At 59.2% G+C, this 18,739-nt stretch carries 11 protein-coding genes and 1 tRNA gene; 4 read left to right on the top strand and 8 right to left on the bottom strand.

The genetic code is table 11. The features are described from left to right. The first annotated feature begins 189 nt into the window (after window positions 1-189). On the top strand, window positions 190-2,784 hold the full coding sequence (locus ACYVGC_RS15440) for a DUF5686 and carboxypeptidase-like regulatory domain-containing protein (protein WP_460584737.1): 2,595 nt from the start codon (window positions 190-192) through the stop codon (window positions 2,782-2,784). Between the two features lie 87 nt (window positions 2,785-2,871). Here the strand turns inward: ACYVGC_RS15440 and ACYVGC_RS15435 are convergent, their stop codons facing one another. Further along, window positions 2,872-4,320, bottom strand: coding sequence for a hydrolase (locus tag ACYVGC_RS15435; RefSeq protein WP_460584736.1), 1,449 nt, complete (start codon window positions 4,318-4,320; stop codon window positions 2,872-2,874). Between the two features lie 256 nt (window positions 4,321-4,576). Between ACYVGC_RS15435 and ACYVGC_RS15430 the strand changes: the two genes are divergently transcribed. Further along, window positions 4,577-5,077 carry an HNH endonuclease gene (locus tag ACYVGC_RS15430; protein ID WP_460584901.1) on the top strand — a complete coding sequence of 167 codons (501 nt, stop codon included), beginning with the start codon at window positions 4,577-4,579 and terminating at the stop codon, window positions 5,075-5,077. Here ACYVGC_RS15430 and ACYVGC_RS15425 read toward each other — a convergent pair. Together ACYVGC_RS15425 and ACYVGC_RS15420 are read right to left on the bottom strand one after the other, a co-directional pair. Beyond that, window positions 5,046-5,119: transfer RNA gene (locus tag ACYVGC_RS15425), tRNA-Arg, on the bottom strand. The genes ACYVGC_RS15430 and ACYVGC_RS15425 overlap by 32 nt on opposite strands. Before the next feature lie 31 nt (window positions 5,120-5,150). Then, the gene (locus ACYVGC_RS15420) at window positions 5,151-6,467 is read right to left on the bottom strand and encodes a Pycsar system effector family protein (protein WP_460584735.1); all 1,317 of its coding nucleotides are present in this window, start codon (window positions 6,465-6,467) and stop codon (window positions 5,151-5,153) included. 171 nt (window positions 6,468-6,638) lie between these two features. Between ACYVGC_RS15420 and ACYVGC_RS15415 the strand changes: the two genes are divergently transcribed. Beyond that, the gene (locus ACYVGC_RS15415) at window positions 6,639-10,682 is read left to right on the top strand and encodes a metallophosphoesterase (protein WP_460584734.1); all 4,044 of its coding nucleotides are present in this window, start codon (window positions 6,639-6,641) and stop codon (window positions 10,680-10,682) included. A 130-nt stretch (window positions 10,683-10,812) separates the two neighbouring features. On the opposite strand, the gene ACYVGC_RS15410 is transcribed toward ACYVGC_RS15415, so the two are convergent. The 5 genes from ACYVGC_RS15410 to ACYVGC_RS15390 all read right to left on the bottom strand — a co-directional run bounded on the left by ACYVGC_RS15410 (window position 10,813) and on the right by ACYVGC_RS15390 (window position 17,288). Next, complete coding sequence (locus ACYVGC_RS15410; RefSeq protein WP_460584733.1) at window positions 10,813-13,413, bottom strand: DEAD/DEAH box helicase family protein; 2,601 nt, start codon at window positions 13,411-13,413, stop codon at window positions 10,813-10,815. A 3-nt stretch (window positions 13,414-13,416) separates the two neighbouring features. Next, window positions 13,417-15,141: a DNA methyltransferase gene (locus tag ACYVGC_RS15405; protein ID WP_460584732.1), complete on the bottom strand. Its 1,725-nt coding sequence runs from the start codon at window positions 15,139-15,141 to the stop codon at window positions 13,417-13,419. Continuing rightward, a complete protein-coding gene (locus tag ACYVGC_RS15400) occupies window positions 15,083-15,400 on the bottom strand; it encodes a hypothetical protein (protein WP_460584731.1) in 318 nt (105 codons plus the stop codon). The genes ACYVGC_RS15405 and ACYVGC_RS15400 overlap by 59 nt, the downstream gene beginning before the upstream one ends. Window positions 15,401-15,409: 9 nt before the next feature. Next, a complete protein-coding gene (locus ACYVGC_RS15395; protein WP_460584730.1) occupies window positions 15,410-16,159 on the bottom strand; it encodes a toll/interleukin-1 receptor domain-containing protein in 750 nt (249 codons plus the stop codon). A 64-nt stretch (window positions 16,160-16,223) separates the two neighbouring features. Next, on the bottom strand, window positions 16,224-17,288 hold the full coding sequence (locus ACYVGC_RS15390; protein ID WP_460584729.1) for a Fic family protein: 1,065 nt from the start codon (window positions 17,286-17,288) through the stop codon (window positions 16,224-16,226). A 309-nt stretch (window positions 17,289-17,597) separates the two neighbouring features. On the opposite strand from ACYVGC_RS15390, the gene ACYVGC_RS15385 reads away from it, so the two are divergent. Then, a complete protein-coding gene (locus tag ACYVGC_RS15385; protein ID WP_460584728.1) occupies window positions 17,598-18,728 on the top strand; it encodes a DUF6268 family outer membrane beta-barrel protein in 1,131 nt (376 codons plus the stop codon). Window positions 18,729-18,739: the final 11 nt, after the last annotated feature.

Raw genomic sequence — 18,739 nt, 5'->3', positions numbered from 1 at the left:
GTACTTTCGGGCCGTTTTTTTAGGACTATTATTTTATTCAAATTGTTTATTATCAGGTAATTGACTAATGTATCGCTAGTAGAGCCACCCTAGTAAAATAGTGCACCGGAACTAGTTGCTGCCTGCCGCGCCTTGCGTAACTTGCGAACGTGTATCTACTACTCAAGGCCTTCGTATCGCGCTAATTCTATGAAATTTACCGTTTCGCTACTGCTGCTTGGTCTGCTACTGACCGGTCGGCTCGCGGTGGCCCAACGAATTGTCATCACCGGGCAAGTGATTGAGGCCGCGTCGGGCGAGCCCGTCCCGTTTGCGTCCATTTTTGTACCCAAAACCAGCACCGGGGTTACAGCCGACGTGGAAGGCCGCTTCAAGCTGGCCCTGGCCGACGCGCCCGACTCGCTGGCCGTGTCGGCGCTGGGCTTTTTGATGCAACGCAAAAAGGTCACAGCAGCCGCGCAGCAAACGCTGCTTTTTCGTCTCAAAAAAGGCGGCGGCGTAGCCCTGACTGAGGTTTTCGTATCGTCGCGGCAGCCCGAAAACCCGGCCTTCCGCATTCTGCGCGAGGTGCAGCGCCACAAGCCCGAAAACGAGCGTACTGCCCTCAACTCGTCGCAGTTCGACTCGTACAACCGCATCGAGGTGAGCATGACCGACATCCCGAAGGCACTGGCTAACCGTAAGGTAGTCAAGGATATCCGGGCGCTGGCCGTGCGCCGCGGTGCCGCCGCCGCTGCCGACCCCGACGCCCCCCTACCGCTGTTTGCCTCCGAAGTAGGCTCCAAGGTGTACCTGAAATATGGCCCGCCATTGCGCCGCCGCGAGGATATTTTGCACAAGCAGATGCGCGGAGCCGGCCCCCGCGAAGGCTCGGTACTGAGCCAGATGCTGGGCTCGAACTTTCAGAATTTCGACTTTTACCCAAATTGGCAAAATATTCTGGGTAAGGACTTTATCTCACCTATTTCGTCGACCGGGCGCGCCACCTACGACTACGTGCTGCAAGACTCGGTGCTGGTAGACAATGAGGTGTGCTACAAAATAGCCATCGCCCCCAAGCGCTCGCACGACCTGGCCTTCACGGGCACCGTTTGGATTACCAAGGAGAAGTACGCGCTGCGGCGCATTGATGTGATAGCCAGCGAGCAGGCTAACCTCAACTTTGTGAGCGACTTGCGTATTTTTCAGGAGCTGACGCCGCCCTCGGCCGGGCCGGGCCTGCCCATGCGTACCAAGCTGGTGCTGGCGGTGAGCCCCGGCGACAAGCAGGCGGCTATGCGCGTGCGCTTCACCACCGTGAACACTGGGTTTGTGCGTAATGAGGCGCACGAGGGCAGCTTTTACGACTTGCCCGTGGTATCGACGGTGATGGACCCCGGCCCCGACCAGGCCACCCCCAATCTGCTGGGCGGCGCGCTACCCCAGGCGGGTAGCGGCGGCACGGGCTACTTCGACCAGCACCGGCCCGATACTCTGAGCCTGAGCGAGCGCCAGACCTTTGCCGTGCTCGACTCGGCCCGCGACCTGCCTTCGGTGCGCAGTACCCTCGACTGGATTGACCTGTTTATCAACGGCTACAAGCGGGTGGGCGACAACAGCAAGATTGAGGTTGGGCCTATTCTTAATACCTTCTCTTTCAACAACTTCGAGGGGGCACGCCTACGGGTGGGCTTCCGCACCACGCCGTTTTTCAGCCGCGATTGGGTGTTGCAGCCCTACCTGGCCTACGGCACCCGCGACACGCGCTTTAAGTACGGCCTACGCGGCATCTACATTGCGGAGCGCCGGCACTGGCTGGTGTTCAGCGGGGAGTATCGGCATGATATTGAGCAGTATGCGCTGCTCGACAACGACTTTCTGACGGATAACAACCTCTTTGCTGCGGCCTCGCGCTGGGGGCGCTTCAAGGAGGGCCTGCCCATCATGCGCGACCTGTCGCTGGTGAGCGTGCAGCGTGATTTATTTCACGGCTTCACCCAAACAGCTACCATCCGGTACCAGAACAGCGTACCTCAGTTTCGGGTACAGACGCAGCCCCGGCCGGGCGTGCCCGACCCCGGTGAGGCCACGCCCGACCGCATCCGCCAAACCGAGCTGGTGTTGGAATCGCGCTACGCACCCGATGAAAACCTGGTGCAGGCCGAAAACCGCCGCCGCGCCATCGGCCTCAAGCGCTGGCCAGTGTTCTCGTTTCGGTACACGTTTGGCACGCTCGACTGGTTTCGAGGTAACAACACGTACTCCAAGTACAACCTGCTCGTGACGCACAGCGTGTCGGCTGGGCACCTGGGCCGCCTCAACTACCGCGTGGAGGGCAGCTACATCCCGTCGGAAGTAGTGTACCTGATTTTGAAAACGCCGCTCGGCAACCAGACGCCGTTCTACAACGCCAACTCGTTTAACTTGCTCAATTACTTTGAGTTCGTAACCGACCGCTCGGTGTCCCTGCGCCTCGACCATCACTTTGAAGGCGTTATCTTAAACATGATTCCGGGCGTGCGGGCCCTCAACTGGCGCCTGGTAGCCACCGGCAACCTGCTCTACGGCGGCCTCACCGATGGCAACCAGTACTCGCCCATCGACAGCCGCGGCAACCAGTTTTTGCTGCCCTCGCTGGGCAAGGCACCGTACATCGAGGCTGGTTACGGCATCGAGAATATCTTCAAGTTCATTCGAGTCGATTTCATTCACCGAGTCACGTATCGCAACGCGGCCCCCACCACTCGCAACGGCACCGCGCCCCCCAACTTCGGCATCAAGGTCGGCGCGCAGTTCCGGCTCTAGCTGGTAAATGGATAATTGAGTAAATGAGTAGGGGGTAATTATCTAGCAAACAGTTAGATAACTACCCCCTACTCATTTACTCCTTACTTACTGCTGCTTAGCCAGCCAGAGCGAGGCGTTCATATGCAGGGGAGCGTGGCTGGCGATTTCGGTCCAGCCGGGGTACACGGTGTTGCCGGGGCTACCGGTGCCATCGTCGGCCGGCGATGAGTCGGTGATGACGAAGACGCGGCCCGTGCCGAAAGTACTGCTGGCGCACATGATGTTGCTGTTGCCCTGCGCCGAGCTACCCTGCCACACTAGCGGCACCGCCTGCGAGCCACTGGTTTTGCTGATGGTGGCGCCGTTCGAGAACTTGAGCTGCGACACGTTGCCCCGCGAGCCGTGCAGGATGACGTTGGTGCTGCTAGCCAGCACGTTGCTGCTGGTTTCGGAGATGTTGGTGAGCGCAATGCTATAGCCAAACGGGTTGGCCTGCACCGAGTTGTTGGTCATCAGGTCGTTCCAGATGGCCGGCGAATCCTGGCCGTCGCTGTTGCGGTCCGACACGTCGTGGTCGGAAATCATGAACAAGCCGCCGCCGTTTTTCACGAAGGTGAGGATGGCCGTTTTCTCCGCCGCCGAAAACAGCGTGTTGGGCTCATCCACCACAAACACGTTGTAGTTGGCCAAATCCTGCGGGTTGGAGGCGTTGCCGTAGGTGATGGCCGTGCTAGTGGGCAGGTTCTCGACCGAGTTGCCCAGCTTCACCAGGGCCACGCCCCAGGAGGAGAGACCGGCCGTCCAGTACGTTTCGGGGGTGCTGGCCGTAATGCCCGAGGCGGCCGGCGTGGGATAGCGCGGTACCGCGCCGCCATCTACATCGAGCACCCAATCGGCATTGCCGGCCGTTTCGGCGTGGCTGGCGTCAAACAGAAATTTCTTGCCGCCGGTGTTGGGGGGCGGGGTGGTGCCGCCGCCCGAGGTGCCGTAGCTTTCCACGGTGATGTTGTCGAAATTGAGGCGGTTGGTGCTACCGTCGGTTTTGCGCACTTGCAGGCGCACCGGGCCGGCCAGGTTCACGGTGAAGGAAGCCGTGCTAAGCGTCGCGCTACTGCTGGTAACGGTGCTGCCCACCTTGGCGTAGGAGGAGCCGCCGTTGCCGGAAGCCCACAATTCCCAGGTGCTATTGGCATCGGTACCGTAGCGGGCGTGCGCTACTGTGACCACGCCGGCCCCGCCGCTCAAGTCGAAGTTCATGCTTAGCAGGCCGCTGTTGCGCACGCGGGCCGACTGGTTACCCGTATGGGCATCGGCCGAGGTGTTGCCGAGCAGCGCGTCGTTGAGCGTCCAGGTGCCCGAGCCCAGCGTGACAGTGCCCGTGGTGTAGGCGGTTTTGGTGCCGGTTTCGAAGCCCTCGGGAAAGTTGGGGGCCGAAGCCTCTTGGCTGGCGGCGGTGGTAGCCGTGGGGCTGGGCACTGGCTCCTGGCGGGCGCAGGCGGCCAGCAAGGTGGCTCCCAGCAGCGGCGCGGCCAGGTAACGGAGAATCTGGTTCATGGAAAAGGAATAAGAAGTAGACTAGCAGGCAATTGTGCCGTGGCAAAGCTACTGTACTTCTTTCCTTGCCATTATGAAGAATTGGTGAGATTAGTTCAATTAACGTAGTGTTAATCAACCGGCTAATTAAATCTGCCTAGTTATCCTGTTAGTACTTATCAATGCATTAAGAAAGCCTGTGCATATAAATGCTTCTCGCCTAAGTATCTTGCAACTTATTACAAGTCAATTCTCACCTAATCAACCTGTTGCAAACATGAACAGCTGTTTACACTGTGGGGAGCTGACCGCCAATCCAAAATATTGCAGCCGTTCGCATGCTGCTATTCACACGAATAAGGCAGTGCCAAAACGCCAGCCACAAGGAAAGTGTGTGGTTTGCCAAATCCCGATTCATGCTAATCGGCAACATTGCAGCGCGCATAAAAGGGCAACCAGCCGAAGTGAATACTACGACCTGACTGTAACTGAATTCAAAGCCCGCAATGCCCACCTACACCCCAGTTACTACCGGGGCCATCTCAATACGCTCACGCGCTTGCTCAATGCCCATCGCCCGCGCAAGTGCCAAGCCTGTGGGTATGCTAAGCATGTGGAATACTGCCACATACAGCTGCTGAAGGCATTTCCGCCTTCCACTACCATCCAGGAGCTTTCTGGCCCCGCCAACATTTTCATACTGTGCCCCAATTGCCATTGGGAGTACGACCACGGCATGTTGCGCGTGGACCCGGCAGGATTCCAACCTGCAGTCTAGCCCTTAGGAGAGGCTTGCTTTGTGCAGTTAAGCTACGAGTCCGGTACGGCAGCAGCGATACGGCTGCGCAAAGCTACATCTTATACGCCAACACAATGCCGAACGAGAGCGCCGTAAGAATGAGCCCGACCATGAAAATGGAGTAGCTCACGCGCAGCAGCTTGTACTTGCGGTCGAGCACCTCGCCGAGGTAGTACACGTCGGTGACCATGTTATTGTAAAGGGCATCTTTCTGGCGCATGAGGTCGCGCATCCCCTCTTGGAAGTGCTGGAGGCTAAGCTTAGTGAACTGCCCGAAAAACAGCAGGTTAACGCGCCGGTTGCTGGCAATTTCGGGGTTTTTTTTCAGCCACTTGAAGCTCGTCACGTCGGGCTGGGCCGAAAGAATGGCCGTAGTAACCGAGCCCAGCGCCGTGATGAGCAGCACGGCCATGGGCACGGCCAAAATGGGGTTGCGGGTGAAGCTGGCGCTACCCGTGGGCGCTAGTATCGACGACTTGGCCCCCAGGTAAGTGATTATGATAGAAAGGATTACCGCATTAAGCTGAATCATCATCCCGGCCTTTTTATCGGCCATGTCCGAGAGCTTCATGTGGTTGGAGTACATGGTGCGAAACATCGTTTCGATGCCGCGCTTGGGCTCGGCCAGGGTGCCGGTTTGCTCTTTTTCCTTCTTCTTGGCTTTTTTGGCGGCCTTCTTGAGGTGGTCGCGCTGGTCTTCGATGTTGGCTTTCAGGTCCTTTTTGTAGCGCTCCTTGCCGGCTTCCGACTGGTACTTGTGGGCCAGCATGAAGTTGAGCTGCAGCTCGGCCCAGTCGGGGGTGGTGTACGACTTGTTCAGGGCCAGTTCCCACTCGGTGCGGATGAGCTCGGCGCGCGAGCGGTAATCATCGGCGGCGAGGTTGCTCATATCGGCGTCGGAGAGCATTTTTTCCAGCTCCGTGTTGGCGGGTTCATCGCGATGCGTGGCCCGTATCATGCTCTTAATCACCTCAATGCGCGCCAGGTCGTAGCCTTTGCCTTTCAACCAGGCTTCGGCGCGGGCCATGCTCTGGTACTCGTGGCCGTCGTAGGTATCGAGGTAGCCCAGGTCGTGAAACCAGGCGGCGATGAGCAGGGCTTCGGCATCGGAGGCGGGCAGCTTGGCGGCGTCGGCCAGGGCGTGGGCCTGTTTGGCCACGTAGGCAGTGTGGGAGAGGGTGTGGTAGGTGAGGCGCGGGTCGAGGGCCGTGAGCAGGGGCTCGACGAAGGCCTCGGCCTGCTGCACCAGCGCCGACACCTCCGACTTGGGGGGCTTGGGCGGCTTGGTAGTGGCGGCAGCCGGCAGCTCGGGCGCGTCGGCGTCGGCGGAAGTGGCTTCGGCAGGCATAGTAGAGGTGGGGGTAGCCATAAGGATGCAAGAAACGGCAAGAAACGGGCCCAATTTTAGCTTAGCGCCGCCACCTGCTACGCGAAGAGCCCGCCAGGGGTTAAGGTAAGCTCAACCACAGGCCTGGCCTTTGCGTAGGCAGCGGCCGGCGGCCACTGCGCTGGCCGGGTTACCGATGCGTAATTTTACTTTATGAAGCTACTGCTCCGCCTTTTCTGCTGCCTAAGTTTACTAGCCACGCTGCCCCACATCGCCCACGCCCAGCTGGAAGAGCTGGGCGAAGCCGGCGAGTCGGATTTCAACCCCGTGAACCCCAAGCCCAACTACCGGCGCACGGCCGTGGGCTGGGAGAAAAGTCTGCCGCCCGACTCGGCCCGCATCCGGTACTCGGTGTTTTTGATTGGCGACGTGGGCAGCCCCATTTCGTCGGCCAGGGGCGGCGAGCCGTCGCTCAACTTCATGCGCCGCCAGATGCTGCAAGCGGGCAGCAAGAGCGCCGTCGTGTTTTTGGGCGACAACATCTACAACCAGGGTATGCCGCCCGAAGGGGCCTACGACCGCAAGGTTGCCGAAAGCCGTCTCAACGAGCAGCTTGATATATTGAAAGGCTACAAGGGCGAGAAATACATGACGCCCGGCAACCACGACTGGATTCAGGGCTACCAGGGCGGGTTGGCCCAGGTGAACCGCGAGCAGGCCTACGCCGAGCACTACCTGGCCCAGGACTCCACCCAGTTCTCCTACACCGGTGACTTCTTAGTGCCGCGCAACGGCTGCCCCGGTCCCTACGAAATCCGGCTGCGCGACGACCTGGTGATGATTGCCCTCAACTCGCAGTGGTTTATTACGGAGCAGGCCAACCGGCCCTTCGGCGATGCCTGCGGGGCTGATAATGAGCAGGAAGTATACGCCCAGCTGGAAGAGGTGATTCGGCGCAACCAGGACAAGCACATCCTCATTGTGACGCACCACCCACTGTTCTCGGACGGCATTCACGGCGGCTACTTCACGTTTGCCGACCACGTGTTTCCGCTCAGCATTGTGGCGAAGTATGCGTTTCTGCCGCTGCCCATTATCGGTTCCATCTACCCGCTGGCGCGCAAGTACGGCGGCATCTCGCAGGATTTGGCCTACCCGGCCTACCAGGACTATAAGCAGAACCTGCTCGCCCTGTTCAGCCGCTACCCCAACGTGGTGTATGCCAACGGCCATGAGCACAACTTGCAGTACTACGACGACCTGAAAACCAAGGCCCACTTCATCACCAGCGGCTCGGGCTGCAAAACCCAGCACGTGAAACCCGGCGCGGGCGGCACGGCCCTGTTTTCGGACAAGGAAAAAGGCTTTGCCCGCCTCAACTACTACGACGATGGCCAGGTATGGGTCGAGTACTTCATCCCGAGCGATGCTGACCAGGGCAAAACCGCCCGGCGCGTGTATCGCCAGCGGGTGTACGCCACCCTGGGCCGCGGCGCAGCCACGGCCAGCACCGCCGGCCCCGGCGGCAAGGTGAGCAAAAAAGACAAGGCCAAGGACAAGCAAAACAAGGAAGACCGCGCCGACGCGGCCACCACTACCGCCGCCGGCCAGCCCAACGGCGCGCCCGTAGTCACCTCCACCGCCAAGCGGCCCAGCTACAAAGACAGCACCGTGACGGTGGCCGTGAACCCGAGCTACAACCAGCACGGCAAGTTTCACAACTGGCTGCTGGGCGAGCATTACCGCCGCGAGTGGGCCACGCCGGTGGCCTTCCCGGTGCTCGACATCAAGACGGCCGAGGGCGGCCTGGTACCTTACAAAACGGGCGGCGGCAAGCAAACCGCCTCGCTGAAGGTGCGCAACGAGGACGGCTACTACTTCACTATCCGGGGTATCGACAAAGACCCTACCGCCGTGCTGCCCGAGGGCTTCCGCACCGGCCTGGCGCTGGCCGTGCTGCAAGACCAGATATCGGCGCAGCACCCCTACGCCTCGTTTGTGCTGCCGCCGCTGGCTAAGGCCGCCGACATCCTGTACACCAGCCCCGAGTACGTGTACATCCCCAACGACCCCGCCCTGGGCCAGTACCAACAGAAGTTTGCCAACACGCCCGCCGCGTTGGAGGAAGATGCCAAGGGCAGCCAGGACAACGACGCGGAGCTGGGCTTTTCGAAGAAGCTGGTGAGCACCGACAAGATGCTGGAGGAGCTCTTGCAGGACAACGACAACCAGGTGGACCAGCCGGCCTTTGCCCGCTCGCGCCTGTTTGATATGTGGATTGGCGACTGGGACCGCCACGAGGACCAGTGGCGCTGGGCCCAGCGCAAAACCGACGACGGCGACAAGGTATACACCGCCGTGCCCGAAGACCGCGACATTGCCTTCTTCAAGGGCGATGGCGTGCTGCCGAGCCTCATCTCGAAGAAGTTTGCGGTGCGCAACTTCCAGAACTTCGGCTACGATTACGGCGATTATAAAGGTTTGAACCAGACGGGATTAAGCAACGACCGCCTGTACCTGAGCGGCGTGAGCCGCGAGGAGTGGGTGAAGCAGGCCAACGTCATGAAGGCCCAGCTCACGGATGCCGTTATCGAAAAGGCGTTTGCCGATAAGTGGCCCAAGCAGATATACGCCGAGCACGGCCCCGAGATTGTGGCCAAGCTCAAGAGCCGCCGCGACCTGCTGCCCGACGTGGCCGCTAAATATGCTGACCTCATGGCCGACATTGTGGAGGTGCGCGGCTCGCAGAAGCGCGAGAAATTCACCGTGACGCGCCTGCCCGACCACAAGACCCACGTGGTGATGCAGAAAATCAGCAAGAAGGGTAAGCTGAGCAAAGTGCTGTACGACCGCACGTTTGACCGCGTAACGGACGAGATTCGTCTCTACGGCATCAGCGGCCAGGACGTGTACGACCTGACCGGCGACGAGCGCCAGGGCCACAAAATCCGCATTATCGGGGGCACTGGCCGCGATACCATCGTGGACAACTCGCGGGTGTATGGCGTGCGCCACCGCACCCAGGTATACGATGCCGACACCGGCAATGTCATCGTCAACCAGCGCGGCGAAGCCCGCCTGCGCCTGGAGCCCGGCATCGACGTAAGCCGCTACGACCACCCCCACCGCTTCGACCTCAAGGACTACCGCCTCAACTACACTGGGCCGGCACTGTTTTTTGGGTACAACATTGATGATGGCGTGCTGCTGGGCGGCGGCATCACGCACCGGCGCTACGCCTTCCGGCGCGAGCCCTTCAGCTCGGAGCAGAGCCTGACGGCCAACTTTGCCCCCGCCCGTGAGGCGTATAACCTGCGCTACGTGGGGCAGTTCACGAGCGTGTTTGGCGGCAAAACCAACCTGCATGTGGCCGCCCAGTACTACGGCCCGCAGCTGCTTTATAACTTCTTCGGCATCGGCAACAACACCCAGAACTACGCCGTTGAGAACCAGGACCAGGCCACCAACCGCTCGGTAAACGGCGCCTACCGCATCCGCTTCAACCGCCTCTACGTGGCGCCCACGCTGGAGCGCCAGCTCTTCACCTTTGGTAAAATCGGCTTTGGGCCGCAGTACGAGCGCTTCCGGGTGGAGAACGACCAGATTGGCACTGTCATCAAAGATAGTATCGGGTCGGACCTCGAAAACCGCCGCTTCGGCATTCGCAGCTCCGACTTCCGGGCTAATACCTACCTCGGCGCGCTGGTGTACCTGGACTTCGGCGCGCAGTCGAGCCCCAAGGACCCGCGCATCGGCATTCAGTGGCATAACGAGGCGCAGTACAACTTCCAGCTCAACAATGAGAAGCTGACCTACGGCCGCCTCTCGTCCGAAATTAAGGCCTACCTCACGCCCAATTTCCCGTTTCGCATCACCTACGCGGGCCGCATCGGGGTGCAGCACAACATCGGCGACTACCGCTTTTACCAAGCCAACACGCTGGGCGGCACCACCAACCTGCGCGGCTACCGGCGCACCCGCTTTGCGGGCCGTAGCAGCCTCTACGCCAACTTTGAGGCCCGCCTGCACCTGTTCAAGTTCAACGCCTACCTCTTCCCCGGCACCTTCGGCATCATGGGCTTGGCCGACGCCGGCCGCGTGTACTCGGATGTGGATACCCGCAAGGGTTTCAGCGCCTTGCACAGCGGCTTTGGTGGCGGCGCGTTCGTGAACCTGCTCGACCAGGCGGTTATCAACGTCACCTATTCGGTGGGCGAAGAGCGGCTGGTATTTGTGGGGTTCGACTTCCTATTTTAACGGGGTAGTTTTTGAGTAGTGAGGGGCCCCGGTTGCGTGGGTAGCCGGGGCTCCTTACGGAAAACGCAGTGCACCAAAAAGCCCCGACCGCCAGTGTGGTAGTCGGGGCTTTTTGGTGCTTTTGGGTTATCTAATTAAACCAGTCAGAACTACCATTCAGCAAATCTTCGAAGTCGTCGGGCTGCATTCGTTCAAACTCAGTCTGCATCACTTTGAGGTATTTCCACTGTACCTGCGTTAGCTCAGTGGCGCGGGAGCACCAAGCGCGGGCGGCCTCGTCTTTGTGGGCTACGTCCACATCTTCGCGGCCTTTGGTTTCGACCAGCCAATGGGTGCCGTCGGGCTGGCGCACTACAAAATCGGGGTAGTAGTGGCGCAGGTTGGTGCGGGTGTCGGTGTAGGCCACGGAGAAGCCGAAGTTTTCGGGTAGCTTGGCAAAGGCAGCTACGTCGGGGGCCTTATCCAAGAACTTAGCGAAGGCTTCCTCAAAATTATTGTCGCAGACGACGTAATTGAAGATGGTGCGGGCTGACTCGAATAGCTGGCGGGAAGTAGGAAAATGTGCGGTGCCCGATAGCAGCCGGGCTAAGTGTAGTAGTTCTGGTTCTTTGGCCTCCACTACCATCGGGAGCAGCACTTGCTCAAAAGTCTTGGTCACCACATATCTAACCTGGTCCGTAGTCAAAGCGCGGATAACGTTAGGGTCGGTTAAGTCCACCGTTTCGCGAAATAGACGTTCGGTCATATACTGGCGAATCTTGGGCACCAACGCGGGGAATTGCGAAGGCAGCTTGATATTTTCAGTAATACGCTTAGCGTAGTAGCCAATCACCTCTTCGGCCGTGGCCGGAGGCGAAAGTTCGTACTCGCGCTCAAACAGCTTTTCCTTGGTTACAATATCGGTGGCCTCGTAGGTGAATTTCTGGTTGGCCTGGCCGGGCTTGTTTTTTACGCGCAAGGAACTCAGCGGAAAGTTGGTTACGTCCAGCGCTTCAATTTCATCGCGCAACGACTTCTTGCGCACCAACAGCGGCGAAAGGTCGGGCAGGCCAATGTCGGCGGCCACTTTCGCGGGCACCGGCTCAATCGTGACAATGCGCAGCTTGTCCTTGCCAACTTCGAAGGTGTCGAATTTCAGGCCTTCCGACTTTTCCAGGTCATCGATAAACTCCAGAAATTTCTTATTGCCGATAATGTCTACCCGCTCGGTGAAACCGCTCTGCGTGAGGCTACGGAACATCAGGCGCAGGCCGCGCCCGATGGCTTGCTCGGGCAGAATATTGGCCTTGGACGTGTAGGGGCGCAGGCCCACTACGACGGTTACGTTTTGCACGTCCCAGCCTTCGCGCAGCATCAGCACCGATACTACAGCGTTGACTGGCGACTGGTTGTCGTCAATCTCGCGGGCGGCGCAGCGGGCTTCTTCCAGGTCCTTTGTCGATACGTCGCCGCTGCGGTCGGTGTGAATGGTGAGGGTACCCTCGCCGGCAAAGTCGGCGGGGTATTTGGTTTGCAGCCAATGCGCCACATCGTCGGCTTCCTTGGTACTGTTCATCATCACGAACAGCACCGGCTTTTTGCCCAGCGGCTTTAGCTGCGCGCGGTACTCGCGCCAGCGCTCCACACCAGCCACCAGAAAGCCCTCATAGCGCACGCTGGCAATGTCCGAATTGACTTCCTGAATGCGCGAGAGCCCCTTAATGGGACGCTTCACCAGCCGGTCGATGATGGCTTGGCGCAGCGGGTAGTCGGAAATAGTCCACGGGAAGAGCGCCCCGCTGTTGAAGCGGGGCGTAGCCGACACATCGAGTTGCAAGGCTACCGGGCGGCGGGCGTGCAGGCGGCGAATGGTCTGGTTCCACTCGCTTTCCTCGTCGTGGGTGTGGTGGGCCTCATCGTTGAGCACCAGCACCGGGCCGGGACGGGCTTCGATGCGGCTCAGAAAATCATCGGCCCCGTTGGCGCTGGCCCCCAGCGAAGGCGGCGGCCCCACGCCCAGTAGCGTGGCCAGCGGGACGGGCATAGCCGACGCGGCCGGGGGCCGCTCGTAGAGCTGCTGAATATTAGTGAGGTACAAGCCCCCATCCGAACCGCCCGCCTCGGAGTCGCCACGCATGAAACCCCGAAACTCATCCCACAGCCAGCGGTAGTCCATCGGCAGCACCGGGTCGTTGAGAAAGGTGAAGTTGTTGGCGAAGTCGGTACGCAGGCGCTCCAGCACAATCACGTTGGGGGCCAGCAGCAGAAATGTTTTGGCCCAGCGCGGGTCGTTGGGGTAGCGCACGGCGTTGAGGTAGTGCCAGGCCACGGCCAGCGCCATTACCTTGGTTTTGCCGCTGCCGGTGGCCATTTTGATGGCGTAGCGGCCAAAGTCGTCGTAGGGCGGCAAGCGCATTTCCTGGCCTTTTACCGGGCGGGCGTAGGTTTCGAGCAGGGTGGCCCGCTTGCGGATGCCGGCCACCTCGTACAGGTAAATCATCGTTTCCACCGCTTCCTGCTGGCCGGTATGGTACTGAAAGCGGCGGCCGTCGGGCAGGCGGTGGTCGGTGCCAAACCAATGGCTCAGCAAGGCCTGCGTTACGTCGGTAATACCGGGGTAGCCACTGCGCCGCCACGCCTCTACCGCCGTGCGGATGGCCGGGACGCAGGGCGCGGTCTTGAGTTGGTCGCGCACATCCAGCAGGTCTAGCTGGGCCACGTTGGGGTCGGTTGCTTTCTTTTTGCCAGCCATCGCTTACTTGATTTCGAGGTCGAACTGCTTAGTGGTGTCGTTGCCCAGAATATCAATCACCTTTACCATCACGCGGTAGGTACCAGGCTGGGTATACTGGTGCGCGGGCGTTTCGAGGGCTAGCTGCGGCTGGCGGCGGGTGCGGTAGCTTTGCCATTGGTTATGAAAGGTATCGCCCCGAAAATCCCAGTCCACGGCCCAGTAGTCCACGTACTGGCTCCAGTGGCTGATAGCCTGGCGGGCCTGCTCGGGCACATCGTCGGGATTCATCACGAAGTTGCTCAGGCGCAGGCTCACGGCGCGGGCCTTCTTGTTCACCTGCACGTCCACGTAGGCCAGCTCGGCAAACGTGATGTCACCCTGGTCCACCGCCTTTTTCTCCAGCACTTCGCGCGGAATCTGGTAGAAGCTGAGCTGCACCTTGTGCTGGGCGGCCATGCGGCTAGCCGTGTCGTTGAGGTCGAAGGCAAACTCCCAGCCTAGAATGTGCAAAGTGGCGGTTTGGGGGCCGCCGGGCTGGCCCACGGCCTGCCAAAACTCCTTGAGGGCCGCCTTCACATCGCCTTCCGTCACGGGCGCATCCACACTGCCGATGTGCACGAGGGCCTTGCCTTTGCGGCCGTGCAGCCAGGCGTAGCCGGGCAGGGCCTCGGCGTGGTAGAGCGCCAGCATAAAGGTGCGGTAGGCTTCTTCCTGCGCCATGCGTTGCTGCGGCTCGCTAAACTGGTGGGCCAGCCACTGCTGCCGCTCGTACTTGCCCAGGTTTTGCACCGCGAAGGGCTGCACGCCTTCAATACCCAGCAGCCGCTTGCGGGCCGTGTGAATGGCGAAGCGCCCCAGGTCGCAGGTGACCCAGCGGCGACCCAGCTTCTCGGCCGTGGCCGCCGTGGTGCCGCTGCCGCAAAAGCAGTCTAGTACCAGGTCGCCCTCGTTGCTGCTGGCTTTGATAATGCGCTCTAGCAGTGCTTCGGGCTTTTGGGTATCGTAACCTGCTTTCTCTCCATGCCATGAACGCAATGACTCAACATCAGACCATAAATCTTGTGCGGGCAAGCCCTTCGCTTCGTCTAAATAACGCTTAAAACGAGGAATGCCATTCTTGGTGTAAAATATCTTCCCTTCATCTTCCAGCCTCTGCATTGTTGATTCGGGACAACGCCAAGTTCTTTTTATACCTCGCCAGGTGTAAGTGTAGCCACCGCCTTTTAGACCCGCAGCACTTAGATTATCAGACATCCACTTACGACCGTCCTTATCAGAATAACGATAATATTGGGTGACGTAATCAGGGTCGTATTCTTGATAAATTTGATTCCAAACTAAGTTATCTGAGGATTTTGCATAATAGAAAATCACATCATGAACATTGCCGTAACGCCCGGAATCTGAATGGCCAGATGTTCTCTTCCAAACAATTTCATTCCGGAAGTTATCATATCCAAAAACTTCATCTAATATAGCTTTCGCATAGTGACCAACGTGCCAATCCAAATGCACATAAATGGACCCATCCTCAGTCAACAAATCCCGCAGGATGACTACCGTTTCGTAAAACCATTGCAGGTAGCTATCCAGCCCTTTGCCCCAGGTGTCACGATAAGCAACCTGCTCTAAAATAGAAGGCTGCTTTACAAACGAAGTCCCTGAAACCGGCTCATCTTCTTCTATTTCAGCGTTTTGAGGGGGGGGGTACGGTAGCCGTAAAGGAGAAGTTGGCCCCGGTATCAAAAGGCGGGTCGATATAGATGAGGCGCACCTTGCCGGCCAGCTCGGGCAGCAGGGCGGGCAGCACGTATTTCTTGTCGCCCCATATCAGGCGGTTGCGCCACTCGGTGGGCTTGCCCTGTGAAAAAAGGGAATACTGGTCTTGCCGCAGCTGGGCACTTTCGTTAACGGTTTCGACGGTTTGGAAGGGAAGCGCCAAGCGCAACGGGGTAGCGCGGCGGCCATCAGGCAGGTATTTGCCGCCCCAGGTTAGTTCGGTCATGCAGTAGGGTTATTTCTTTTTGGCTCGGGTGGTGGTGGGCTTGGCAGCAGGCCTTTTGGGTGGCGCGGCAGACTTTTCGACGGCCAGTTTTTTCGCGTCAGCTACCTTTTTGGCTATTGCTTTTCGCTTAGCAATTTCTTTGGCTTTTGCGGCGGCTTCATCGGCTGCCGTTTTTTCTGCAATGGCAGCCGACACGCGCCGGGGCATTTGGGGGGCAGCTGGGCTGGCTTTGGCCGAGGTGGGTTTAGGCGCAGCTAAGGGTAGTTTTGGCTTCGCGGCCGCCTTACTGGTTAGCGCGGCCGGCGCTCGAAAAAGGCCGCGCAACTCGCTGTACAGGCTATCCATCACCTGCTCACGCTGGGTCTTGCTCATGCCCGAAAGGGGCGCGTGCGGGCCGTTCATGGCTTGCAGCTGGCTCAGGGGCGAATCCTGAAAGGCCCCGGTGCAAGGCCGCACAATAACCGTGAGCAGCGTTGCGCCTTCCTTCTCCGCAGCGCGTAGCAAGGGCGGCAACTCCTCGGCATGGATAAAATCAGAGGCTAGGAAATCGGCACTAACCAGAAAGATGCCTACCCGCGCCATCGCCAGTTGTTTACGAATACGGTCGCGCCACCGCTCCCCCTTCCGAATTTTCTGGTCGCTCCAGATTTCCACTTTCTGGTCACGGGTCAGTGGCTTGAGGTGCGTATTCAGCAGCCGCAGCCATTGGCTATCGGCGTGGCTGTAGCTAATAAAAACACTGGTGCGGGCGGTGGGCATACGGCGAAATTACGCGCCAACTACTAAGCAAACTAGCAACATTTTCGGCAATAAATATCGATTGCTACCCCAGCCGCGCCAGCAGCTCAAACAGCGGCTGGTTGACGTAATAATTAGCCGTAACCAGCCGGTGTTTTACCAGCACGCCATCGGCGGCCAGTTGGTTGAGGTAGGAGGCGGCCGTGGGGCGGCTCACTTTCAGTTCGGTCTGCAAGAACTCGATGCGCGTGTAGGGGTGGCGAAACAGGTTGTTGAGCAAATCCTGGCTGTAGAATTTGTAGCCCCGCAACCGCTGCTTGGTATCCTGCATGAGTTGGCGCATTTCAGCAATGAGCACAATGCTCTCGCGGGCAGTTTGCTCCACGCCGTCCAGCAGATACAGCAGCCACGGCTCCCAATTGCCCGTATCGCGCACCTTCTGGAGATGCTGGTAGTAGTCAGCCTTATTGCGAATGATAAAGCGACTTAGGTAGAGTGCTGGAATGTCGAGTAAGCCTTTCAATACCAAGTACACGATATTCAGAATGCGCCCGGTGCGGCCGTTGCCGTCGTAAAAAGGATGGATACTTTCAAATTGCAGATGTAGCACGGCCATCTTCACCAATGGGTCGGCATCGCTGAGCGTGTCATCGTTGAGATACTGCTCCAGGTTGCCCATTAGCCGCATAATGGTATCATTATCCTGCGGTGGGGTGTACACCACTTCGCCACGCTGGTTTTTGAGCGTAGTACCCGGTTGGCGGCGGTAGCCAGCATTATTCTGCTCTAAAGCCTGCTGAATCTGAGCCAGGTGGTTCACACTCAGAAACCCATACTGCTGCACCAGTGCCACGCCCAGCCGCAGGGCGGCCACGTAGCGCTGCACCTCTTTCGCTACCTGGCTTTCGGCTACCTGCACTTCGGCCTGAAACAGCTCGTCGTGGGTGGTGATGATGTTTTCAACGGCCGAGCTGTCCTTTGCTTCCTGTAAAGGCAGGGTATCCAGCAGAATGCTTTCGTTGGGAATAGTCGCAGTAATACCCTTTAATTCAGCCAGGGCGGCCCGCGCAGTAGTTAGCTTTTTAAGCACTGCGCGCGTTTCTAATTCGACGGCAGGAGGTAATAATTCGGGTTGCCAAACAGGATTCATAAGATGCGAAATCAGCAGAAGAATCTAGCAGCCTTATTTCGCTTTATAAAGAAAAGCGCTTTTTCTTTATAAAGGCTAGCAGCATCTGTAAAGAAAAGCGCTTTTTCTTTACAGATGCTGCTAGCCAGCAATAGCTGTGGCGCTACTAACAGGACAGACGTAACTGCCAGTAATTGAGTCTGCACATGCGCCAACGGGATAAAGCAATGACGTAGCCAACCGGCCAACTCACCCCCAGACCACAGCCATTCACCAGAAATTCACGTAAGCAGCCCGGCCCCGTTTTTTTAGCTGGCCCTGTACTCGCTTATGTGGTCACCCACTGTCCTATTCTCTGCCAAAAAGTACCTGGTGCCCGGCCTGCTTACGCTCGCGGCTACGGTCCGGGCCCAGGACGTGCCGCGCATTTTTCCGGCGCCCGCTCCTACCGCTATCGACTCGGCGCGCGGCGCGCCCAACCTGAAAGACAAGCAGCAGTTTGCCAACCCTTCGGTGCTGGGCATGGGGCCAAGCAAAGGCATTATTGTGCGCTACGAGCGCATGCCCAGCTTTGGCGTGCAAGCTACGGGCAAGGTGGCGGGTGTGGGCAACTACGACACGGAGGCCACCAAAAACGCCCGCCTCACCATCAAGGGCTACATTCCGGCCCTCAATCACCCGCACCTCAAGGTGATTATCGGGCTCAACTATGACCGGGAGGAATTCAAGTTTCGGCAGGTGCCCAACAACTACGCGCTGCTCGATAACATTGAGAATAAGGGCCTAAAAAGCACCGGCGTGCAGGTGGCCGTAATCCGGCCCGTAGATGCCGTGCACTGGTACCTGGCGCGGGTAAAGGGCGAGCTGGCCGGCGACTACAACTCAGGCGGCGACCTGCGCAGCACCAACTACCTGCGCATGTCGGCCGAGGCGTTTTACGGCTGGAAGCGCAGCCCGCGGTTTTCGTGGGGCGTGGGCTTTCAGTACGGCTACACGTTTGGCAAGCTGAGCTTTTACCCGGCCATCATCTACAACCGCACCTTTAACGACCGCTGGGGCGTGGAGGCGCTGTTTCCGGCCCGCGTAACGGCGCGCTACAACGCCTCCGAGCGTTCGCTCTTCTACGCGGGCTACTCGGTCGATGGCCTCAACTACCTCGTGAACCTGCGCGTGCCCCTGGTGCGCCAAAACCAGCCCGATAAGCTGCCCCTCAACACCCTGGAGCTGCGCGAGGTAGAAGTGAAATTCCGGCTGCGCTGGGAGCGCGAGCTGCTCTCCTTCCTGTGGCTGGGGGCCGAGGCCGGCTACCGCTACAACTACGCTTTCGACGCCTTCGACCGCACCAACGCCGACCGCGAGCGCATCATTCGTACCAAGCTCGCGCTGGCCCCCTACGCCAGCCTGGAGCTGTTTGCCGTGCCCCCGCGCAAGCTCATGGAGAAGGCGGGCGTGCGGCGGTAGTAGGAATAAGC

The organism is Hymenobacter arcticus, assembly GCF_054779975.1.
The sequence above is the reverse complement of the archived record's forward strand: the minus strand, read 5'-3'. Positions and strand labels throughout refer to the sequence as shown.